Here is a 14,291-nt window from a genome sequence, read left to right on the forward strand (position 1 = left end):
GGTACTTGTCGTTGCTACCCGGTTTATCGGCTGTGGAGACCGCGTCGGATCTGCGTCGGCTCGTGACCTTGCATGAGCAAGCCACCGTGGTCGATCCGCATCTGGGCGCGCTGCTCACCGTTCAGGTGAACCTCGTCCTGGGAACCTTGCTGGAGCAGCCCTCCCCCAGCGGAGAGGTCGCTGCTCTGCTGTCGGACCTGCTCGAAGGTCGCGCCGTAGGCGCCTATGTGCTCACAGAAGTCGGCCACGGTAGCGATCTCAACAATCTGGAGACGACCGCGACCTACGATCGCGCCGGCAACGGCAGCTTCATCCTGCACACACCCACCGATACCGCGATCAAGTTCATGCCCACCACCGCAGCACCCCCGGTGCACGGCGTGGCACGGTTCGGCATCGTGTTCGCGCGACTCCTCGTCGATGGCCGAGACCACGGCGTATACCCATTCCTCATGCGCCTCGTCGACGCGGATGGTCGGACTCGGCCGGGGATCACCATCCGCCGCCTGCCGGAGAAGCCGGGCCTGGGAATGGACAACGCGCTGACTCGCTTCGACCACGTCCGCCTCACCCAGGAGTGCCTACTATCGCGTACCGGTACCAGAATTGACGAGAACGGTGAGCTCATCTCACCCATCCCACGAGACAACCAGGTGTGGCGCGCCATCAGCCGGGTACGGGTAGGACGACTGTGCATCTCAGCCATGGCCGCCGCGGTATCGCGTGCCGCACTGTCGATCGCTGTGCGCCATGGCGCACAGCGCGACATCGCGAGCCTGGCAGGCGGTCGTATCTCGCTGCTGAACGTCCCCGCCCACCGAGCGCGTCTGCTCGACGCTGTAGCCGAAACCTACATCACCACCGTCGCGGTCGAACTGGCCATCGACGCGTTCGCCGCCGACATCGACAACCACCTCGACGAACAGAGCCCCGAACTCACCGACCTGGTCGCACTGACGAAGTACTTCGCCACCTCCACAGCACTCCGCGTGACCAACGAGGTGCGTGACCGGTTGGGCGCACAAGGAACCTTCGCGCACAACAAGATCGTGGAGTATCGCGCACTGCGTGACGCCGCCGCGACCGCCGAAGGCGACAGCTACGTCATCGGCCTGCTGGCCGCCTACCGAAGTCTGTCGACCGCGGAAGAATGGGCACCCAGCATCTGCAATACATCGGGGCCCTGCGATATCGACACTCCATCGAGGTGGCTGGCATGGCTCGGTGCTCGCGCGGCCTACCTGCGGCACACCACATTGCAGGTATACGCAAGCACTCGCGGGGACCGGCAAACACGCTGGGACCAGGTTTACGACCTGGCATTGGCGGCGGTCGATGCGCAATTGGCCTACCGGGCCGCGCAGGCGATGGCCACCCGCGCCAGTCAGCTTCCGCCCGGTGCCCGGGTTGTGGCCGAGAACTTGGTTACCCTGTTCGCTCTCAACCAATGTCAAGCGCAGGGTGCCACTCTCCTGACGGACGGCCCCTCCCCGAAGACTTCACGATCGTTGCGTGACATGCGAATCCAGTTGCACGGTCTGTTGGCGCCACACCTGACCACTCTGGTCGACGCATTCGAACTGAGCTCCGGGTCACTGCACACCGTGTACGACTCCGACACCTATGTGGCCGAATGCGCCCACGCTCTTGGCGCGTGAGCGAGGCACCCGCCCTGAATGATCGACGCCGGCCATCGAATGGTGATGTCTTCCCTCGGGATACCGCACCGGTATCCCGAGAGGTGCCAACAAGTCAGAACGGCCTGCGGGCAGGCCGGAACACCACCGGCAATGCCGTCAGAGATCGATGGAAAGGTCCTGGCCGCCAGGTCAATTGGTCGGCAGGGCAGGCGAGCCGGATCTCAGGCAGCGCGTCGAAGAGTTGATCGATCGCGCAATGCGCCACCGAGTAGGCGACGTCTTGCGCAGGGCAGGCGTGCGGACCGGTCCCCCACGCCAGGTGCGAATTGTTGCCGTTGTACCGGCCGGCGAGAGCGGGATCGTTGTTGCATGCCGCCATGCTGGTGACCACCGGCTGGTTTGCCGGCAGCCAGACACCCTCGACCCGGCTCGGTTGCGCGGGATAGGTGATACTGAAGTTCGCCAACGGCGGATCCATGAACAACAACTCGTTCAAGGCATCTCGGGTCGTCAAGGCCGCCTCCCCCATGTACCTGTCGTCGATGAGCATCAACACCAGCGTATTGGCGATCAGATTCGTCAAGGGCTCGATCCCCGCGCCGTAGATCGTCACGAGCTGTTGGACGAGTTCCTCATCGGTCAGGTCGGCTTCATGAGCCACCAACTCACTGGTCACATCCGCGCCTGGATCGAACCGCTTGAGGTTCACCAGTTCGGCAAGGGCCTCGGCGAACAGCGCATTGCCCGCTGCGGCGTCGGTGCCCTCGAACATCATCGCCATACCTTGTGCCACCTGCTGCCCGAGGTCGGCGGGACACCCGACCATGGCATTGAGGTAGGCGAACGTCACGGGGAATGCGTACTGCCCGATCAGATCGGCCCGACCGTCCAAGCAGAAGGTATTGATCTGAGGGATCGCCATCGCTTCGATCCCGCGATAGATGTCATACAGGTTGATGCTGTTGATGCTGTCCACGCTCGCTTTCCGGTATCGCGCGTGGACTTGCCCGGCACTGCGCAGGGCGTTCGGGCGATACTGGAGTATGGGCAGCACCGGACAATCGGGCGGCACGTCGCGCTCCCAGATCCGAGGGTCGGCCCGGAAACGTTCGGGATCGTTGTTGATCTGTACCGCAGCGCGGTATCCGATTACCAAGGTCGCCGCAATACCCGGTGCGAGTTCCACTCGAACCAGCGAGCCGAACTCGCGCCGCATCGCGGCATAGAAGCGGTGTGGGTCGGCAGCGAACTCGGGCGCATACAGCGGAAACGGAGCAGGTTGTGGCACCGCGTACGGCGCCGCCGCCACGCTCTGGTCAGCGAATGTCGAAGAATTATCGGATGTCGTCAACGTGCAACTCCAATGTGGAACGGGACTACAGCATGCACGGGTGCGGGATCGTCGCCGGCACAGCCACATTCATAGACCTTGAAATTCGCAGAGCGCGCGATGGCGACCAATTCAGGCGAGCCTTTCAGCCGATTCTCATATCTGGGGAGCTTCTATCCTCGAAGAGAGAGCTTGCTTCAAGGAGTTGGTCATGTCCACAACGGTCAGGAGTGAATATTGCGACACCGATGGAGTGTCCTGGCAATCGCTCGGGTCCTGCAAAGGACTGGATTCTACGCTGTTCTTCCACCCGGACGGTGAGCGTGGCCGGGCTCGTTCGACTCGCGAGCGAAGCGCGAAAAAGATTTGCCGGGAATGTCCTGTATTGAGTCAATGCCGCGCCTACGCACTCTCGACCAAACAGACTTACGGGATATGGGGTGGTATGTCCGAGCAGGAGCGGCAGGATCAGCTCTATGCATCCGAGGGGGTGAAACCGAGGCTGAAGCGTCGACGCACAACGTGAGTCGAACAGCTTCGATTCGGTGGCAGGAAGAGGATCGAGTACTTGTTGGGTACGCCGCGAGGAGAGTGCCGGCAGCGGATGGAAGATGCTTCCGTGGCGTATGCGTCACAGGGTGAAAGTCGTGTGGTTCTGAATCAACTGATGCGCCCCCTGGCTGTCCCAGGGGGCGTTATCGATCGAGGAGCATCGTTCTCCGATCACTGTTTCAGCCGCAGTGGCTATCGACCGCGTCCCACGCATTACCACCCTGGTATGGCGGAGGTGGCTGTATCTGTCCGCCCCAGCTCACGCATGTATGCGGAGCGTAGATATACCTCGGACCGGCGTAGGTCGTGTAGTTCCCCTGGTCTATGCGGTTCGTGCTGGAATCGGTGTTCAATTCAATTTGGGCCATCATATGGATTGGTGAGCCGGACTGGTTTCTGATCGTAATAACGCAATTCGTCCCGTTGTTATAGGCAAGGTAAATGGTCCCACCTTCAAGGTCGTGATGATCTATCACCGAATATCCCGCCCCGCATGCGCCATTGTATGCGGCTGCCTGTGCGGTACCGCATCCGAGCGCCACCCCTCCGCTGGCAAGTATGGCACCCGCAATAATTGGTGCAGCAAGGGTTTTGATTCTGCTCATAACGAACTACTATTCTCCGCCGGTCAACTATTTCTTGTATTTCTATGGCAGTCTGCACTGAAGTCACCGGCAGTGCGAAGTGGGCTCATCGTTCCACTTCTGCTACCTCTGCTCGGTCCACCGCGGACCCGCCCCGTTGGATGCACTTTTCTGGCGCATAAAGGCATACTGGACGGGCGTTTCCCGATACTGGCCCTTGTCATCCGTGCCGGTACCAGAGCCTGCAAACACAACTCTGGCTTCGGTAGTCGTCAGCGGGCTCACATGTGCCGTTTTCATTGGCGCCACGCAGTATGTGCCTCCATCGTATGAAAGGTAGATGACGGCACCGGGGTGGGTGGCCTGGTCGAGAGGCTGGTATCCCGATCCGCATATCTGTGCCCCACTACCCGCTGAGGAGCGGCGTGTGCAGAGCCCGCGGGAAGCAATGAGAAGGCCGATGCGGCAGGTAGGATCGCGGTAAGGCTCTGGACGGTGCCCATCAGATCTGCCTTCCATCATGTGTCTCGCGCAGATGATTCGACCAGATAATATGGCGCGATTGCCAAGACGCCTTCCCTGCTATGGGAATAGATCGCCGCAAGAATCCTCGACCCGGGCGTTCGTTTTCGGTGGGCGGTTATCGGCAACCGGCCATCGGACACTCCACACGGTGGGCAGACATATCGGTGGAGCGGAGTATTGAGCCGGGACTATTCGGGCTGGCAGTCCTCCGGTCTGGCCAGTTGGGGTTCCAGTAGTTTCAGCGCAGAAAACAACGGATAAGGCTTGACCAGCGGCAATGGTGTGGTTCCGGTGAAAAATAGCGGGGTCTGGAAGTCCTGAGCGTGATCAAGTGTGCCGGGCTGAGCACCCGGAGACCGGCAGTGGTGCTCAGCGTTGTATCAGCAGGGCGGTCGGGTTGAGTACGACCCACTCCTTGTTCGAGAAGGTGTCGGATCCGTCGATCGCGTCCCAGTGGTGGAGGGCACCGTATTGACCTATGTCGGCCAATACCAATTGCTTGTCCAGTAGCGAGTAGTAGTGGGCCGTCTGCTCGTTCGTGGGGTTGATGATGTAGCGGACGGCCCGTAGTTCATGATCGAGTTGGGCCAAGGTGCGGGTACGGTCGGATTCGAGTGCACGCAGGGTTATCGTGTTGGCGTCCGGGCGTAGTGCCATCCGAAGCAATCGGGCGTGCCGGGTAGCGAGGTCGTGTGTGTGGGTGGGGTCGGTGTAGTGGAGTGCGACCTCCTCCAGCGGTGTAGCGTAAGTGCCGGTTCCCATGGGACCTATGCCAGGTCGGACCGGGCCGGTGATGAAGTCCTCAAGGTAGCGATCCTCCTCGAACCCGCGGAACAGCTGTTGTCCGCCCGCCGCGATCGCCGCGTTGACTTGCTCTGGTGTGGCGATGGTGCCGGGGCGGTCGAATCGTTGCAGCCGTTGGATCGCTTCGAACGTTGGATTGGTCCCCCAGGAGCTGGTTCCCGTTGCCCGAGGAAGTGCGCTGTAGTCCACCTCGTCGATCAGAGCGCGGCCGCGTACGTAGGTGGAAGACGTTGCGGTGGTGGCGATCACGTCGGAGAATGCGGCCCTCAGAGCCGGTACGTTCGCTGCATCGGTCTCCACGCTCCTGGCAACGGTCTCGCTGACGCCGCGGGCGGCGCTCGCGGGCACCGCAGCGACCGCAGCGCTGTAGTCCTGGGCTGCCGTGCCGAGCATATCGCGCACAGACCGCCACGCCGCATCCAACTCGCCCACAACCGTTACGGTGCCGCACCCAAACTCGCCGCGCAACGTGTCCGATTCGAATTTATCGACGACCTCATACGGATGGGCATCGACGACAACCCGCGGCCGTTGCGCTTGTCGCGAATCCGCGCGCTGGTGGTCGACCAGCACCGCCCAGGCGGTCGCTTTTCAGTGAATAGTCCCCGGATTTCCCGTGGGTGGGAAGTGCGTGATGGTCGAATCTGCCAAGCTTCGGCAACGAAACGCGAAGGCTAGAACGGGACCTTGTCGATCGTCGCCACGTCGGCAGCGAGATTCGAGGGAGAGGCGGCCAACGCTGCCGATCACCCGGCTTTCCGAGCCGGCACATGCGACCTAAGGCAGTATCTCAATGAGGAAAAGGAACCTGATCCGCAAGGGAATTCTGGTCGGCTCCGCCGTCGGTGCACTCGTGCTCCCGGCGATCTCCGCGGCCGCGGACGTCTCCGGGTCGGCACTCATCGGCGACGGAACTTCGACAACGCCTACCGATACCCCACCGACCGACACGGTACCGACTACCACGAGCCCTACCGATTCCACCCAATCCGGCTCGTCGAGCGGTGGATCGTCGACGACCGGATCCTCCACCGGCGGATCATCTTTCACCGGTCCTTCCCTCAACTTCGGATCCGGGTCCGGAGGCTCGATCGTCAGCAACGCCCTGCTGGGCGCTCTCCGCGGAGCCCTCACCGGCTCGTAGACAACTCTTGATCACAGCCATGCTCGCGTTTGCATCCGGTACCCGCCGAACTGGATCGTGTCGTGGCAACTTCCGGAACTCACGACACGATCAGCGGACAATCGCAGGTCCCCGCCGCGAGGCCTCGTGGCCGGTCCCCTGAGCCGTCACGCCGTGACGGCTGCTGAACGCTACCGGCTGTTTCGGCGGGCTCTACCACACCAGCCACGCCTGCGTCCGGCAGGCGGGACGGCGGTAGGGCGTATCGGTGCGGGTGATCGCCGCAGGCCAGGACCTCCCGCAGGGGGGACAGGGTTTGCAGGGTCGTGACAGTTTCACGCCGGTCTGCCACAGCCGGTACTCCTGCCCACCGAAGGCCACGAGTTCGGCGATGCGTTTCTCGTGTCGGCACAGCTCGTGTCAGGCGCGGCCCCGGCACCGTGAGCTGAAATAGCGGCGACTGCTACGACAGCTCTGCGGCATCGGTGCGCGGCCCTGCGCGCATCGGCCCGTAGGCGAGCCGCGCCGCAAGCACGATCTTCGCGGCTCAGTCTCCGTGTCATGAGAGTTATCGTGGCCCATGTCAAATGAGCTTCGGACTGGTCGGGTCGGCGTTTGCGCTCGAAGTGCGTAAGTCACCACTCGGGAGGAAGGAGCGTTGCGTCTCGACGCAGACAGCCGCCCAGCAGCGGGCGCAGGCGCAGGCCGACTACGCCAGCGTTCTGGCGGGCTGCCCCAGCCGTCAACTGCTCAACCGGATCTCCGGGAAGGCATGCGCTGCAGGTGATCCCGCTGGTCGCGGCGTCGCCAGTATCGATCGCTTAGATCTTCCCAGCCGTGGGAATACCGCGCGGGAGTGTGATACTCGGCGCGACAAGCGCGCGACGGATGTGTTGCGGGACAAGGGAGTACTTATGAAGATTCTGCACTTGCGTGCCCGGCTGGCCGTCGGTTTTGCGGCGGGTGTCTTCTTTGCTGCGTCGGTGGCGGCGGGCGGGCCCGCGGAGGCAGCCTCTTCGCCTGAAGCGGCTTGCGGCGCAGGGTATTACGCGATCGACCACGGGAATATCGAAGCGAATGCGACCGTCTGGCTGATGTACAACGGTTCCACCGATTGCGTTGTCACATGGAAGACGGCACAGATCGGGACGCCGACAGTGCTGGTGGCATCGGTGGGTACCGGAGGTCTCGGTCACGGCCTCCCCGGGATTCCGTTCCACGGTGTGAGCAACAATATGGACATCGACGCGGGCTCCTACTCCTACTATGCAGGCCCTGTCTATTGGTACGCCCCGCACACTTGCATCTATTGGTACGGCTCATTTGGAGGCGCCAATAACGGCGGTTCCGCTGGTGGTGGCCCGTCGCACTGTGGCTGACCGGTCCGGAAGTCACGGCAGACCGGCAGCCGCCGGTCCCGAGGTAGCCCAGCGTGGGTTCGAGTCCGGACGGGACAGGGAAAGTGCCCCTGATATCGGGTGGAACACCGCTCGCATAGGCGCTGGACTTCGTGCCGATCAGTGTCGCAGCACTGGCATCAGCCACGCCGTCCCCGGCGCATTGATGTTGCCCGCCCCCTAGCCCTTTCCCAGTCTCAACATCGACACTTACCCGTCTTGCCGGTTGAGGTGGGGCGGCGAAACTTAATGCCCAAGTTCTCCGCTTCTCGGCGGACCTGCTCGCGCTCCTCAGGCGTGACTTCCACGTGCTCGACACGCATTGTTTCCTGCGTCAACGCACCCATTCACGCCTCCCTCACGAATCCGGATCCCAGTCGACACCACTGGCGATGTACCTGCGCGTCGATGAGCAGCACTTCCTGCTCGGACTTGATCGGCGCGAGCTCGCCCAGTCGCAGGGCCGGCGTGCCGGTCGGCACGATCAGGTCCAGGATCACTCCGGGGCGACGGCGCATCGACGGCGGCGGATACCGCAACCCTGACGTCAGGTAAGCAGCCACAGGTCCTGAGCCACGAGTGCAATCTCGGCACGAGGAGGCTATTTCTCGTTTGTCTCCGCAGCGCTTGTCGTCTTACGGGGAGCGAGCTGATGGCCCAGGATTCTCTCCGCTTCGCGGCGCCGGGCTTCAAGCTGCTCTGGCGTGAGGTTTCTGCGAACTGGGCGCAGGGAGTCTTGCGTCAATGCACTCACCGCTCACCCTCCTGCTCGGATACGCCACATGCTACGCGCATGATCGAAGTCGACGCCAACGATCAGGTAGCTACGCGCGTCGATGATCCTGTTCGCGAGTGAACTCCGCGAGCTCCCCGAGCAACAGTCCAGGCGTGCCCTGCGAGACGATCAGATCGAGGATGACCGGGTCAGCGTGGAGCCACGAATGCGGCGGATCGGCAAGGGCACTGGTCGACAAGAAGGCAGCTTCGTCGAACACCGAATAGATCAGGGCGTGCGCTGATGCTTCGTCGACGAGCTCATACAGCTCGGCCGCGGTTTCCCTGGTTACTCGTACAGCTGTCGGCAGCGGATACTTCCGAAGACCAGCACGGATTATGTCGATCCGCTCCCGCAACCCCGGTGTCATCGGGCTCTGCCCACGCATTGCTCGATTGATCTGCTCGTACCCGCTCAACGCATACACCTGGATCGTGGTGCGCTCCGTAGCGGTCAGACGATCGATGCCCTGGCCTGCGAGCGCCACCTGCGCCAGGGGGATCTGATCGAACCCGTAGTCGTCTTGCGTCTCCTCATCAGTCACACCTTGGATTGTCGCGCACCGGCATTGGCTGCCAAGCACATCTCAGAGTGCGTACGAGGTCATTTCGTTGCGTTGGATTCGTCATTAATGACGTAATGAACGAAACAAAATATAGCTGTTCTGACCCCCGATAAGTGAACGTTATCGGTGGTCAGAGATGGGATGGGGTCTGTTCAGATTCGTTCGGTTCATCGCTGAACGGCGCTTCCGCCCCGGTTGCGTACGACGGTAGATTGCGGTCCTGCAACTAGGAGAGGATGGGCTGCGGCCCCGCCCTTCCTGTCCTCTACCTGTCACGTGACGATGAAGGGGCTATACCCCCCCACCCCCGTGCGCCCTCACTGTAGGTGGGATCTCATCAAAGGCGATGCATCACCGGTGGTGGCAGATCACGCTTGGGAAGCGGCATCGACGCTGCCTGCTGTCAAAGGTCGCAGTGTCGGCTCCATGACTGAAAGCCTTCCCATTATTGGGGAGCGTGGTCGGTTGATGTGTTTGCCAAGCTCATTCAGGTGGTCATCACAACGCCCGAACGCGCGCAGCGTTGTTGCCGGCTTCCTGGAACCGCGCGAAGGCGCACTGCCTGCACGTGTGGTTCCCTGCGCCGCGGCACGGCCACCGTAGGTCAGGGTGCGGGTAGGCGGACCACTGCACTGGCTGCGAGACGGATCATGGCCCATGTGCTCGGACTCGCGCCCAATCGTCAAGACCCGACGTTCCAACCATTGAACGCTTCCAACGCACCGGCCAGGCGCACGGATACATGCTGCGGCACAGTACGTTTCGGGTCGTTGCCAGAATCGGATCCGGCCGTCCGCGTGTGCTGATCATCGACTTCGGTCCCGTCGCCGAGGATTTCGTCCATCGTTTCGCGTGTGATCTGCAATCTCGACAATCGCTGCTCGGCGACCTCGAGCTGTTCGCTCAGCTCGGCGATCTGCCGACGCAACTCCTCGACCTGCTCCGCGGTCACGGCCTCGCGCCGGTCCAGTTCCTCACGCCAGGACCCCATCGCCGCCTTTGTCGACGGATCCGCCGTGTCCGGTTGCCAAATCCGTTGCCAAATTCGACGGATTCGGCGTGCGACGTCGCTGCCACCTCGACGTGTGTGTGCTCGGCGCTCTTCAGGTTTCGATGACCGGCGACCTGTCCAACTGGCACACCGGAGCCCCCGGCACGATCCCCGCCGTCTGCGGCGCCACGGACCTGGCGATCGGAGCGCAGCAGGTCTTCGTGATGATGACGATCCCGACAAGCGGGGCCGGTCCAAACTCGTCTCGTCATGCAGCTATCCGCTGACCGGTCTCGGCCGTGTCAGCCGTGTCTACACCGATTCCGCCGTCTTCGACGTGGGGCCCGAAGGAGACACTGTCCGTGCGACTTTCGGCATCTCCATGAACGAGCTGCGCGACCTCGTCGGCGTACCACTCGACTGACCGAGCGCACTACCGCTATTCGCTATCGGGGGTCCTCGGGTCCATGTCGGACAGCACTTGCTGACCGATCGCGAAGGCGGCGTTGGCGGCGGGGACGCCGGCATAGGCGCCGGTGTGCAGTAATACCTCGGCTATCTCGTTGGCGGTCAACCCGTTTCGGACCGCAGCGCGCACATGCATCGCGATCTCCTCGTTCCGCCCGAGTGCGGTCAGAACAGCGAGAGTGATGCAGCTGCGGGTGCGGCGGTCCAGGCCGGGGCGAGTCCATATCGATCCCCAGACGGCCTCGGTGATGTAGTCCTGGAATGAGCGAGTGAACTCCGTGGTGCGGTCGACGGCGCGGTCGACGTGTTCGTCGCCGAGCACTTCGCGGCGTACTCGCATCCCCTGTTCGAATCGGTCGTCCACAAGATTCCCTTCATATCGGCAAGATGAGGCTGCGTCGCCGAGAGCCCGGTGCGGCCGTGGGCGCTCGGTTGTTCAAGTGGTAGGCCGCAGATGCTGCAAGATCAAGTCCAGGAAGCGTTCCGGCTGCTCAACAGTGCCGAGATGTGCTGCGCTGTCGATTGTCTCGAATCGCGCACCCGGTATGCAGCCGGCGATCGACCGGCCGTGGTCGGCGGGTAGGGCAGCGTCGGCGGTACCGGAGATCACCAGGGTCGGCGCGGTGATGGCGGGCAGGTCGGGTGTCAGGTCGAGCTGGGCCAGCAGTTCGCAGCAGGCGGCATAACCTTCGGCCGGGGTGGTGGCGGTGAGTTGCCGCATGCTGTGTGCGAGATCCGGGTGGGTGTTGCGCCATTCGGGGGTGAACCAGCGGGTGATGCTCCGGTCGGCGATGCGGCCCATTCCTTCGGTGCGTGCCTGGGCCGCCCGATCGACCCACATCTGGCGGTTGCCGGGTTTCGCGGAACTGCAGCACACCACCACGCGCTGTATCCGGTCGGGTGCGTGGCGGGCCAGCCACAGACTGAGCACCGCGTTGCCCTCCGGAACGAAACGGAAGGCAACGCAATCGATCTCGAAGGTCTACGGGTGCGGGATCGAACCTGCACCACTGCCGGCAAAACCGCTGGACGCGCTACCCGAGCTAAGAAGAGACGACAGCATGTCGCCCGAGCCTGCGGTCGAGCCCGTGGTCGGCTCAGGGTTGTGAATGTTGGCTGCGCCGATCTCATCCGCGGCGGACGCGGACTGGGCGTTGCCCAAAACGATCGCAACTCCGGCCAAAGCGAGTCCCCATGCGTAAAGCTTCTTCCTCATCGAACATCTCCAAAGTTGTTTCGTTGACAGTGGCTTCTCGAAGCCTGACCGTATCGACAGGAGTTGAGTCGCTATTCCCATTGCTGGCGAGAGCCGATTGCGCAACGCGCCGAGGATCGTGAAGTCCTGACACCCCTGAATGGACCCGCCGACAACCGATGCCCAGCGCCCATGCATCCCGTGATTGAAGGCCCGCCTGCTGCATCGCCGTCGCCGCGACCTATCTCGATCGGCTATCGTCGCTGTCCCCTTGAGATGACTACCGGCTTCCTTCGACGCTTTGACGGTGACGGTGACGGCTCGGCGGTGCTGCGGTCGCGGTCGAAACGAACCCCTACTGCTCACCACTGTTCGAGGCTCGCTCCGGATAATCGTCACCCCGTGTGTCGGGTTTGCTGACAATCCGCGCTGTACCGGGTCAGGCCGCGGTGGGGGCACCGTCTGTGGTCGTTGGTCGTGTCTCGGTCTGGCAGTGTGCACCTTCGTGGACTATGTCGTCGGTAGTCTGTTGGGTAGTCTCATGGTGTGGCGATCGAGTGGTATTGGGCTCTGGCGCAAATGCTGGCGAAGACCGGAGTGAGCATCGATGATGTTTCGACCTGGTCAACGCATGGCAGACCGGTCAGCGCCGGGTGCAGCTCGAAGTCGCGATCGACCCCGCGACCGGGTTACGCACATTGGTCATCTGGGGTCGTGGCGACGCCGGCCACGCCCTGGCCGTGTTCGCCCGCCACACTGGCCGCAACATCTACATCTACGATGCGATCCCGCTCAAACCAGAGCAGCTCGCCGAATTCGAGACCTGGGAGGCGACCCACCATGACTGATCCCTTCGATAACCTGAGCCCGCCGAGGTCGCGGCCATGTCCAATCGCCTCCGCTACACCGGTGAAACGGTGACCGAAGCCGAGTTGGGTATCGAGATCGGCCCACACGCCGGACCCGTGATGGTGCCGCGGTCCATCAAGATGCCGTATGACCTCGACCAGGCATGCAAGCTGCGCGCCGCAAAACTCGGCGTGTCACAATCGCTCTACATCCGATCCCTGATCGAACGTGATGTAGCCGAGGCCGGCACCGGAGAGCAGCGACCCGCATGGGTACAAGAAGTACTCAGCGTTATCGCTCGCCACGAGCACGACGAGGATCGAAAAGCCTCCTGATCCCGGCCTAACCGCCAGTGTCGCCATCCACAACAAACCGACACTTGCGGCCGACCTCCCTCGCCTGTGTACCCGAGAAGGCAGGACTGAAGCTTGAACGCCCACCCTGCCGCGTCGCCACGACGATCCTGACAACGATGGAAACCACGGTCGATCCGGCCGATCGACCGTGGCGCACAGGGAGTTCGAGCTCAAACCGCAGCCGCCCGGCGTGCGGGCGGCCGCCAAGGCCGCGACCGAGGCAGTCGGTGCGCCCGTCGCGGAATGGAACAACATCCTGATCGACGCTCGCCCGCGTGCTCATGAGCGCACGCTCGACGAAGCGCGGCAGCAGGATGAGCGCGATCTGTCCGAAGACACCTCATACCTGCGTCGCATTCAGCAGGACCTGGACAGGATCGAGGCCGAGCACGGCTCGTCGCGCGCAGTTCACCAGCCCGGAGGAACGCGCCCGCGACGAGGTATGCCGGGCGAGGGAACGCGCCCGCCCCCGAGGTCGCCCAGGAACCCCAGGCTCCGGAGCCGAAGCCCGACCTGGGTTTCGAGATCTGAGCGGCGGTCGCACCACGTAGTGCTGCCGCACCAGCTGTGCTGTCTTGCCATCGAAATGTCCTGGGACTTCCCGGGAGTGCAGAGACCTCCGATGCTCCTAAGGATCAAGCCGCTGAGCGTGTCGGGGGCGTGTCGGATGGCAGACCGAAAACTTTGACCAGATCGAAGGATTGGCCGGATAGGGAGACAGTGATACAGCTGGCCGAGCATCTTGTTGAACAAGTGCCGCATCGCTGGCGCGTGGCGGTCACCGTGGGTGCGCCGCCTCAGGTTGTGCTCGCGGGCCGGGCCTTCCTTCGCCATCGCGGCGAAGGCCCAGACCTATCCGGCGGCGGCCAGGCGGTCGTTATTGATGCGCCGATGAGTGATCGCGATCGACTTACCGGAGGCCCGGGTGACCGGACCAGATCCGGCATAAGCCTTCAGCGCTCGGTCGTTGGCGAATCGTGTGCGGTCGTCACCGATCTCGGCGAGAACCCCAGCGCCGGTGAGATCGGCGAGTCCTGCCGCCTGAGAATCGAGGGCCAGCCCTCACCGACTCCGAATGCGTCCCCTGTGTGTCCCCCGGGAAAGTGGCGGTATTCCCGCGCCGGCGGGTGGCGCCAT

15 protein-coding genes and 1 pseudogene are annotated in these 14,291 nt (G+C 63.0%); 6 read left to right on the top strand and 10 right to left on the bottom strand.

All coding sequences use genetic code 11. The annotated features are described in order from the left end of the window. Positions 1 to 62 precede the first annotated feature (62 nt). Positions 63 to 1,658, top strand: coding sequence for an acyl-CoA dehydrogenase (locus tag OG300_RS42295; RefSeq protein WP_405498894.1), 1,596 nt, complete (start codon positions 63 to 65; stop codon positions 1,656 to 1,658). A gap of 94 nt (positions 1,659 to 1,752) precedes the next feature. Here the strand turns inward: OG300_RS42295 and OG300_RS42300 are convergent, their stop codons facing one another. Continuing rightward, entirely contained in the window at positions 1,753 to 2,991 is a 1,239-nt protein-coding gene (locus OG300_RS42300) for a cytochrome P450 (protein WP_331722918.1), read from the bottom strand. Between the two features lie 190 nt (positions 2,992 to 3,181). On the opposite strand from OG300_RS42300, the gene OG300_RS42305 reads away from it, so the two are divergent. Beyond that, positions 3,182 to 3,496, top strand: a complete 315-nt coding sequence (locus OG300_RS42305) for a WhiB family transcriptional regulator (RefSeq protein ID WP_331722919.1) — start codon at positions 3,182 to 3,184, stop codon at positions 3,494 to 3,496. A gap of 1,504 nt (positions 3,497 to 5,000) precedes the next feature. Here OG300_RS42305 and OG300_RS42310 read toward each other — a convergent pair. Together OG300_RS42310 and OG300_RS42315 are read right to left on the bottom strand one after the other, a co-directional pair. Then, the gene (locus tag OG300_RS42310; RefSeq protein WP_331722920.1) at positions 5,001 to 6,008 is read right to left on the bottom strand and encodes a hypothetical protein; all 1,008 of its coding nucleotides are present in this window, start codon (positions 6,006 to 6,008) and stop codon (positions 5,001 to 5,003) included. Between the two features lie 204 nt (positions 6,009 to 6,212). Continuing rightward, complete coding sequence (locus tag OG300_RS42315) at positions 6,213 to 6,536, bottom strand: hypothetical protein (RefSeq protein WP_405498896.1); 324 nt, start codon at positions 6,534 to 6,536, stop codon at positions 6,213 to 6,215. Between the two features lie 609 nt (positions 6,537 to 7,145). Between OG300_RS42315 and OG300_RS42320 the strand changes: the two genes are divergently transcribed. Further along, complete coding sequence (locus tag OG300_RS42320) at positions 7,146 to 7,937, top strand: hypothetical protein (protein WP_331722922.1); 792 nt, start codon at positions 7,146 to 7,148, stop codon at positions 7,935 to 7,937. A gap of 365 nt (positions 7,938 to 8,302) precedes the next feature. Here OG300_RS42320 and OG300_RS42325 read toward each other — a convergent pair whose 3' ends face one another. The 3 genes from OG300_RS42325 to OG300_RS42335 form a co-directional block, all read right to left on the bottom strand. Then, positions 8,303 to 8,518: a hypothetical protein gene (locus OG300_RS42325; RefSeq protein WP_405498898.1), complete on the bottom strand. Its 216-nt coding sequence runs from the start codon at positions 8,516 to 8,518 to the stop codon at positions 8,303 to 8,305. A 261-nt stretch (positions 8,519 to 8,779) separates the two neighbouring features. Beyond that, positions 8,780 to 9,274: an ADP-ribosyltransferase gene (locus OG300_RS42330; protein ID WP_331722924.1), complete on the bottom strand. Its 495-nt coding sequence runs from the start codon at positions 9,272 to 9,274 to the stop codon at positions 8,780 to 8,782. A gap of 703 nt (positions 9,275 to 9,977) precedes the next feature. Continuing rightward, on the bottom strand, positions 9,978 to 10,247 hold the full coding sequence (locus tag OG300_RS42335; RefSeq protein WP_405498901.1) for a hypothetical protein: 270 nt from the start codon (positions 10,245 to 10,247) through the stop codon (positions 9,978 to 9,980). A gap of 95 nt (positions 10,248 to 10,342) precedes the next feature. Here OG300_RS42335 and OG300_RS42340 point away from each other — a divergent pair. Next, positions 10,343 to 10,710: pseudogene (locus OG300_RS42340) on the top strand (CoA-transferase); the annotation flags it as partial. Positions 10,711 to 10,725: 15 nt separating this feature from the next. On the opposite strand, the gene pcaC reads toward OG300_RS42340, so the two are convergent. The 3 genes from pcaC to OG300_RS42355 form a co-directional block, all read right to left on the bottom strand. Further along, positions 10,726 to 11,094 carry a 4-carboxymuconolactone decarboxylase gene (gene pcaC, locus OG300_RS42345; protein ID WP_405499032.1) on the bottom strand — a complete coding sequence of 123 codons (369 nt, stop codon included), beginning with the start codon at positions 11,092 to 11,094 and terminating at the stop codon, positions 10,726 to 10,728. 96 nt (positions 11,095 to 11,190) lie between these two features. Further along, positions 11,191 to 11,685 (bottom strand): alpha/beta fold hydrolase, encoded by a 495-nt coding sequence (locus OG300_RS42350; protein WP_331722927.1) that lies wholly within the window; start codon positions 11,683 to 11,685, stop codon positions 11,191 to 11,193. Positions 11,686 to 11,736: 51 nt separating this feature from the next. Beyond that, positions 11,737 to 11,970 carry a hypothetical protein gene (locus OG300_RS42355; protein WP_405498903.1) on the bottom strand — a complete coding sequence of 78 codons (234 nt, stop codon included), beginning with the start codon at positions 11,968 to 11,970 and terminating at the stop codon, positions 11,737 to 11,739. Positions 11,971 to 12,602: 632 nt separating this feature from the next. On the opposite strand from OG300_RS42355, the gene OG300_RS42360 reads away from it, so the two are divergent. Together OG300_RS42360 and OG300_RS42365 are read left to right on the top strand one after the other, a co-directional pair. Beyond that, a complete protein-coding gene (locus OG300_RS42360) occupies positions 12,603 to 12,797 on the top strand; it encodes a hypothetical protein (protein ID WP_331722928.1) in 195 nt (64 codons plus the stop codon). A 69-nt stretch (positions 12,798 to 12,866) separates the two neighbouring features. Then, positions 12,867 to 13,133 (top strand): hypothetical protein, encoded by a 267-nt coding sequence (locus OG300_RS42365; protein ID WP_405498905.1) that lies wholly within the window; start codon positions 12,867 to 12,869, stop codon positions 13,131 to 13,133. Positions 13,134 to 14,006: 873 nt separating this feature from the next. Here the strand turns inward: OG300_RS42365 and OG300_RS42370 are convergent. Further along, a complete protein-coding gene (locus OG300_RS42370; protein ID WP_405499033.1) occupies positions 14,007 to 14,213 on the bottom strand; it encodes a transposase in 207 nt (68 codons plus the stop codon). Positions 14,214 to 14,291: the final 78 nt, after the last annotated feature.

This window comes from Nocardia sp. NBC_00511 (assembly GCF_045161165.1).
In the GTDB taxonomy this organism is placed as follows: Bacteria; Actinomycetota; Actinomycetes; order Mycobacteriales; family Mycobacteriaceae; genus Nocardia.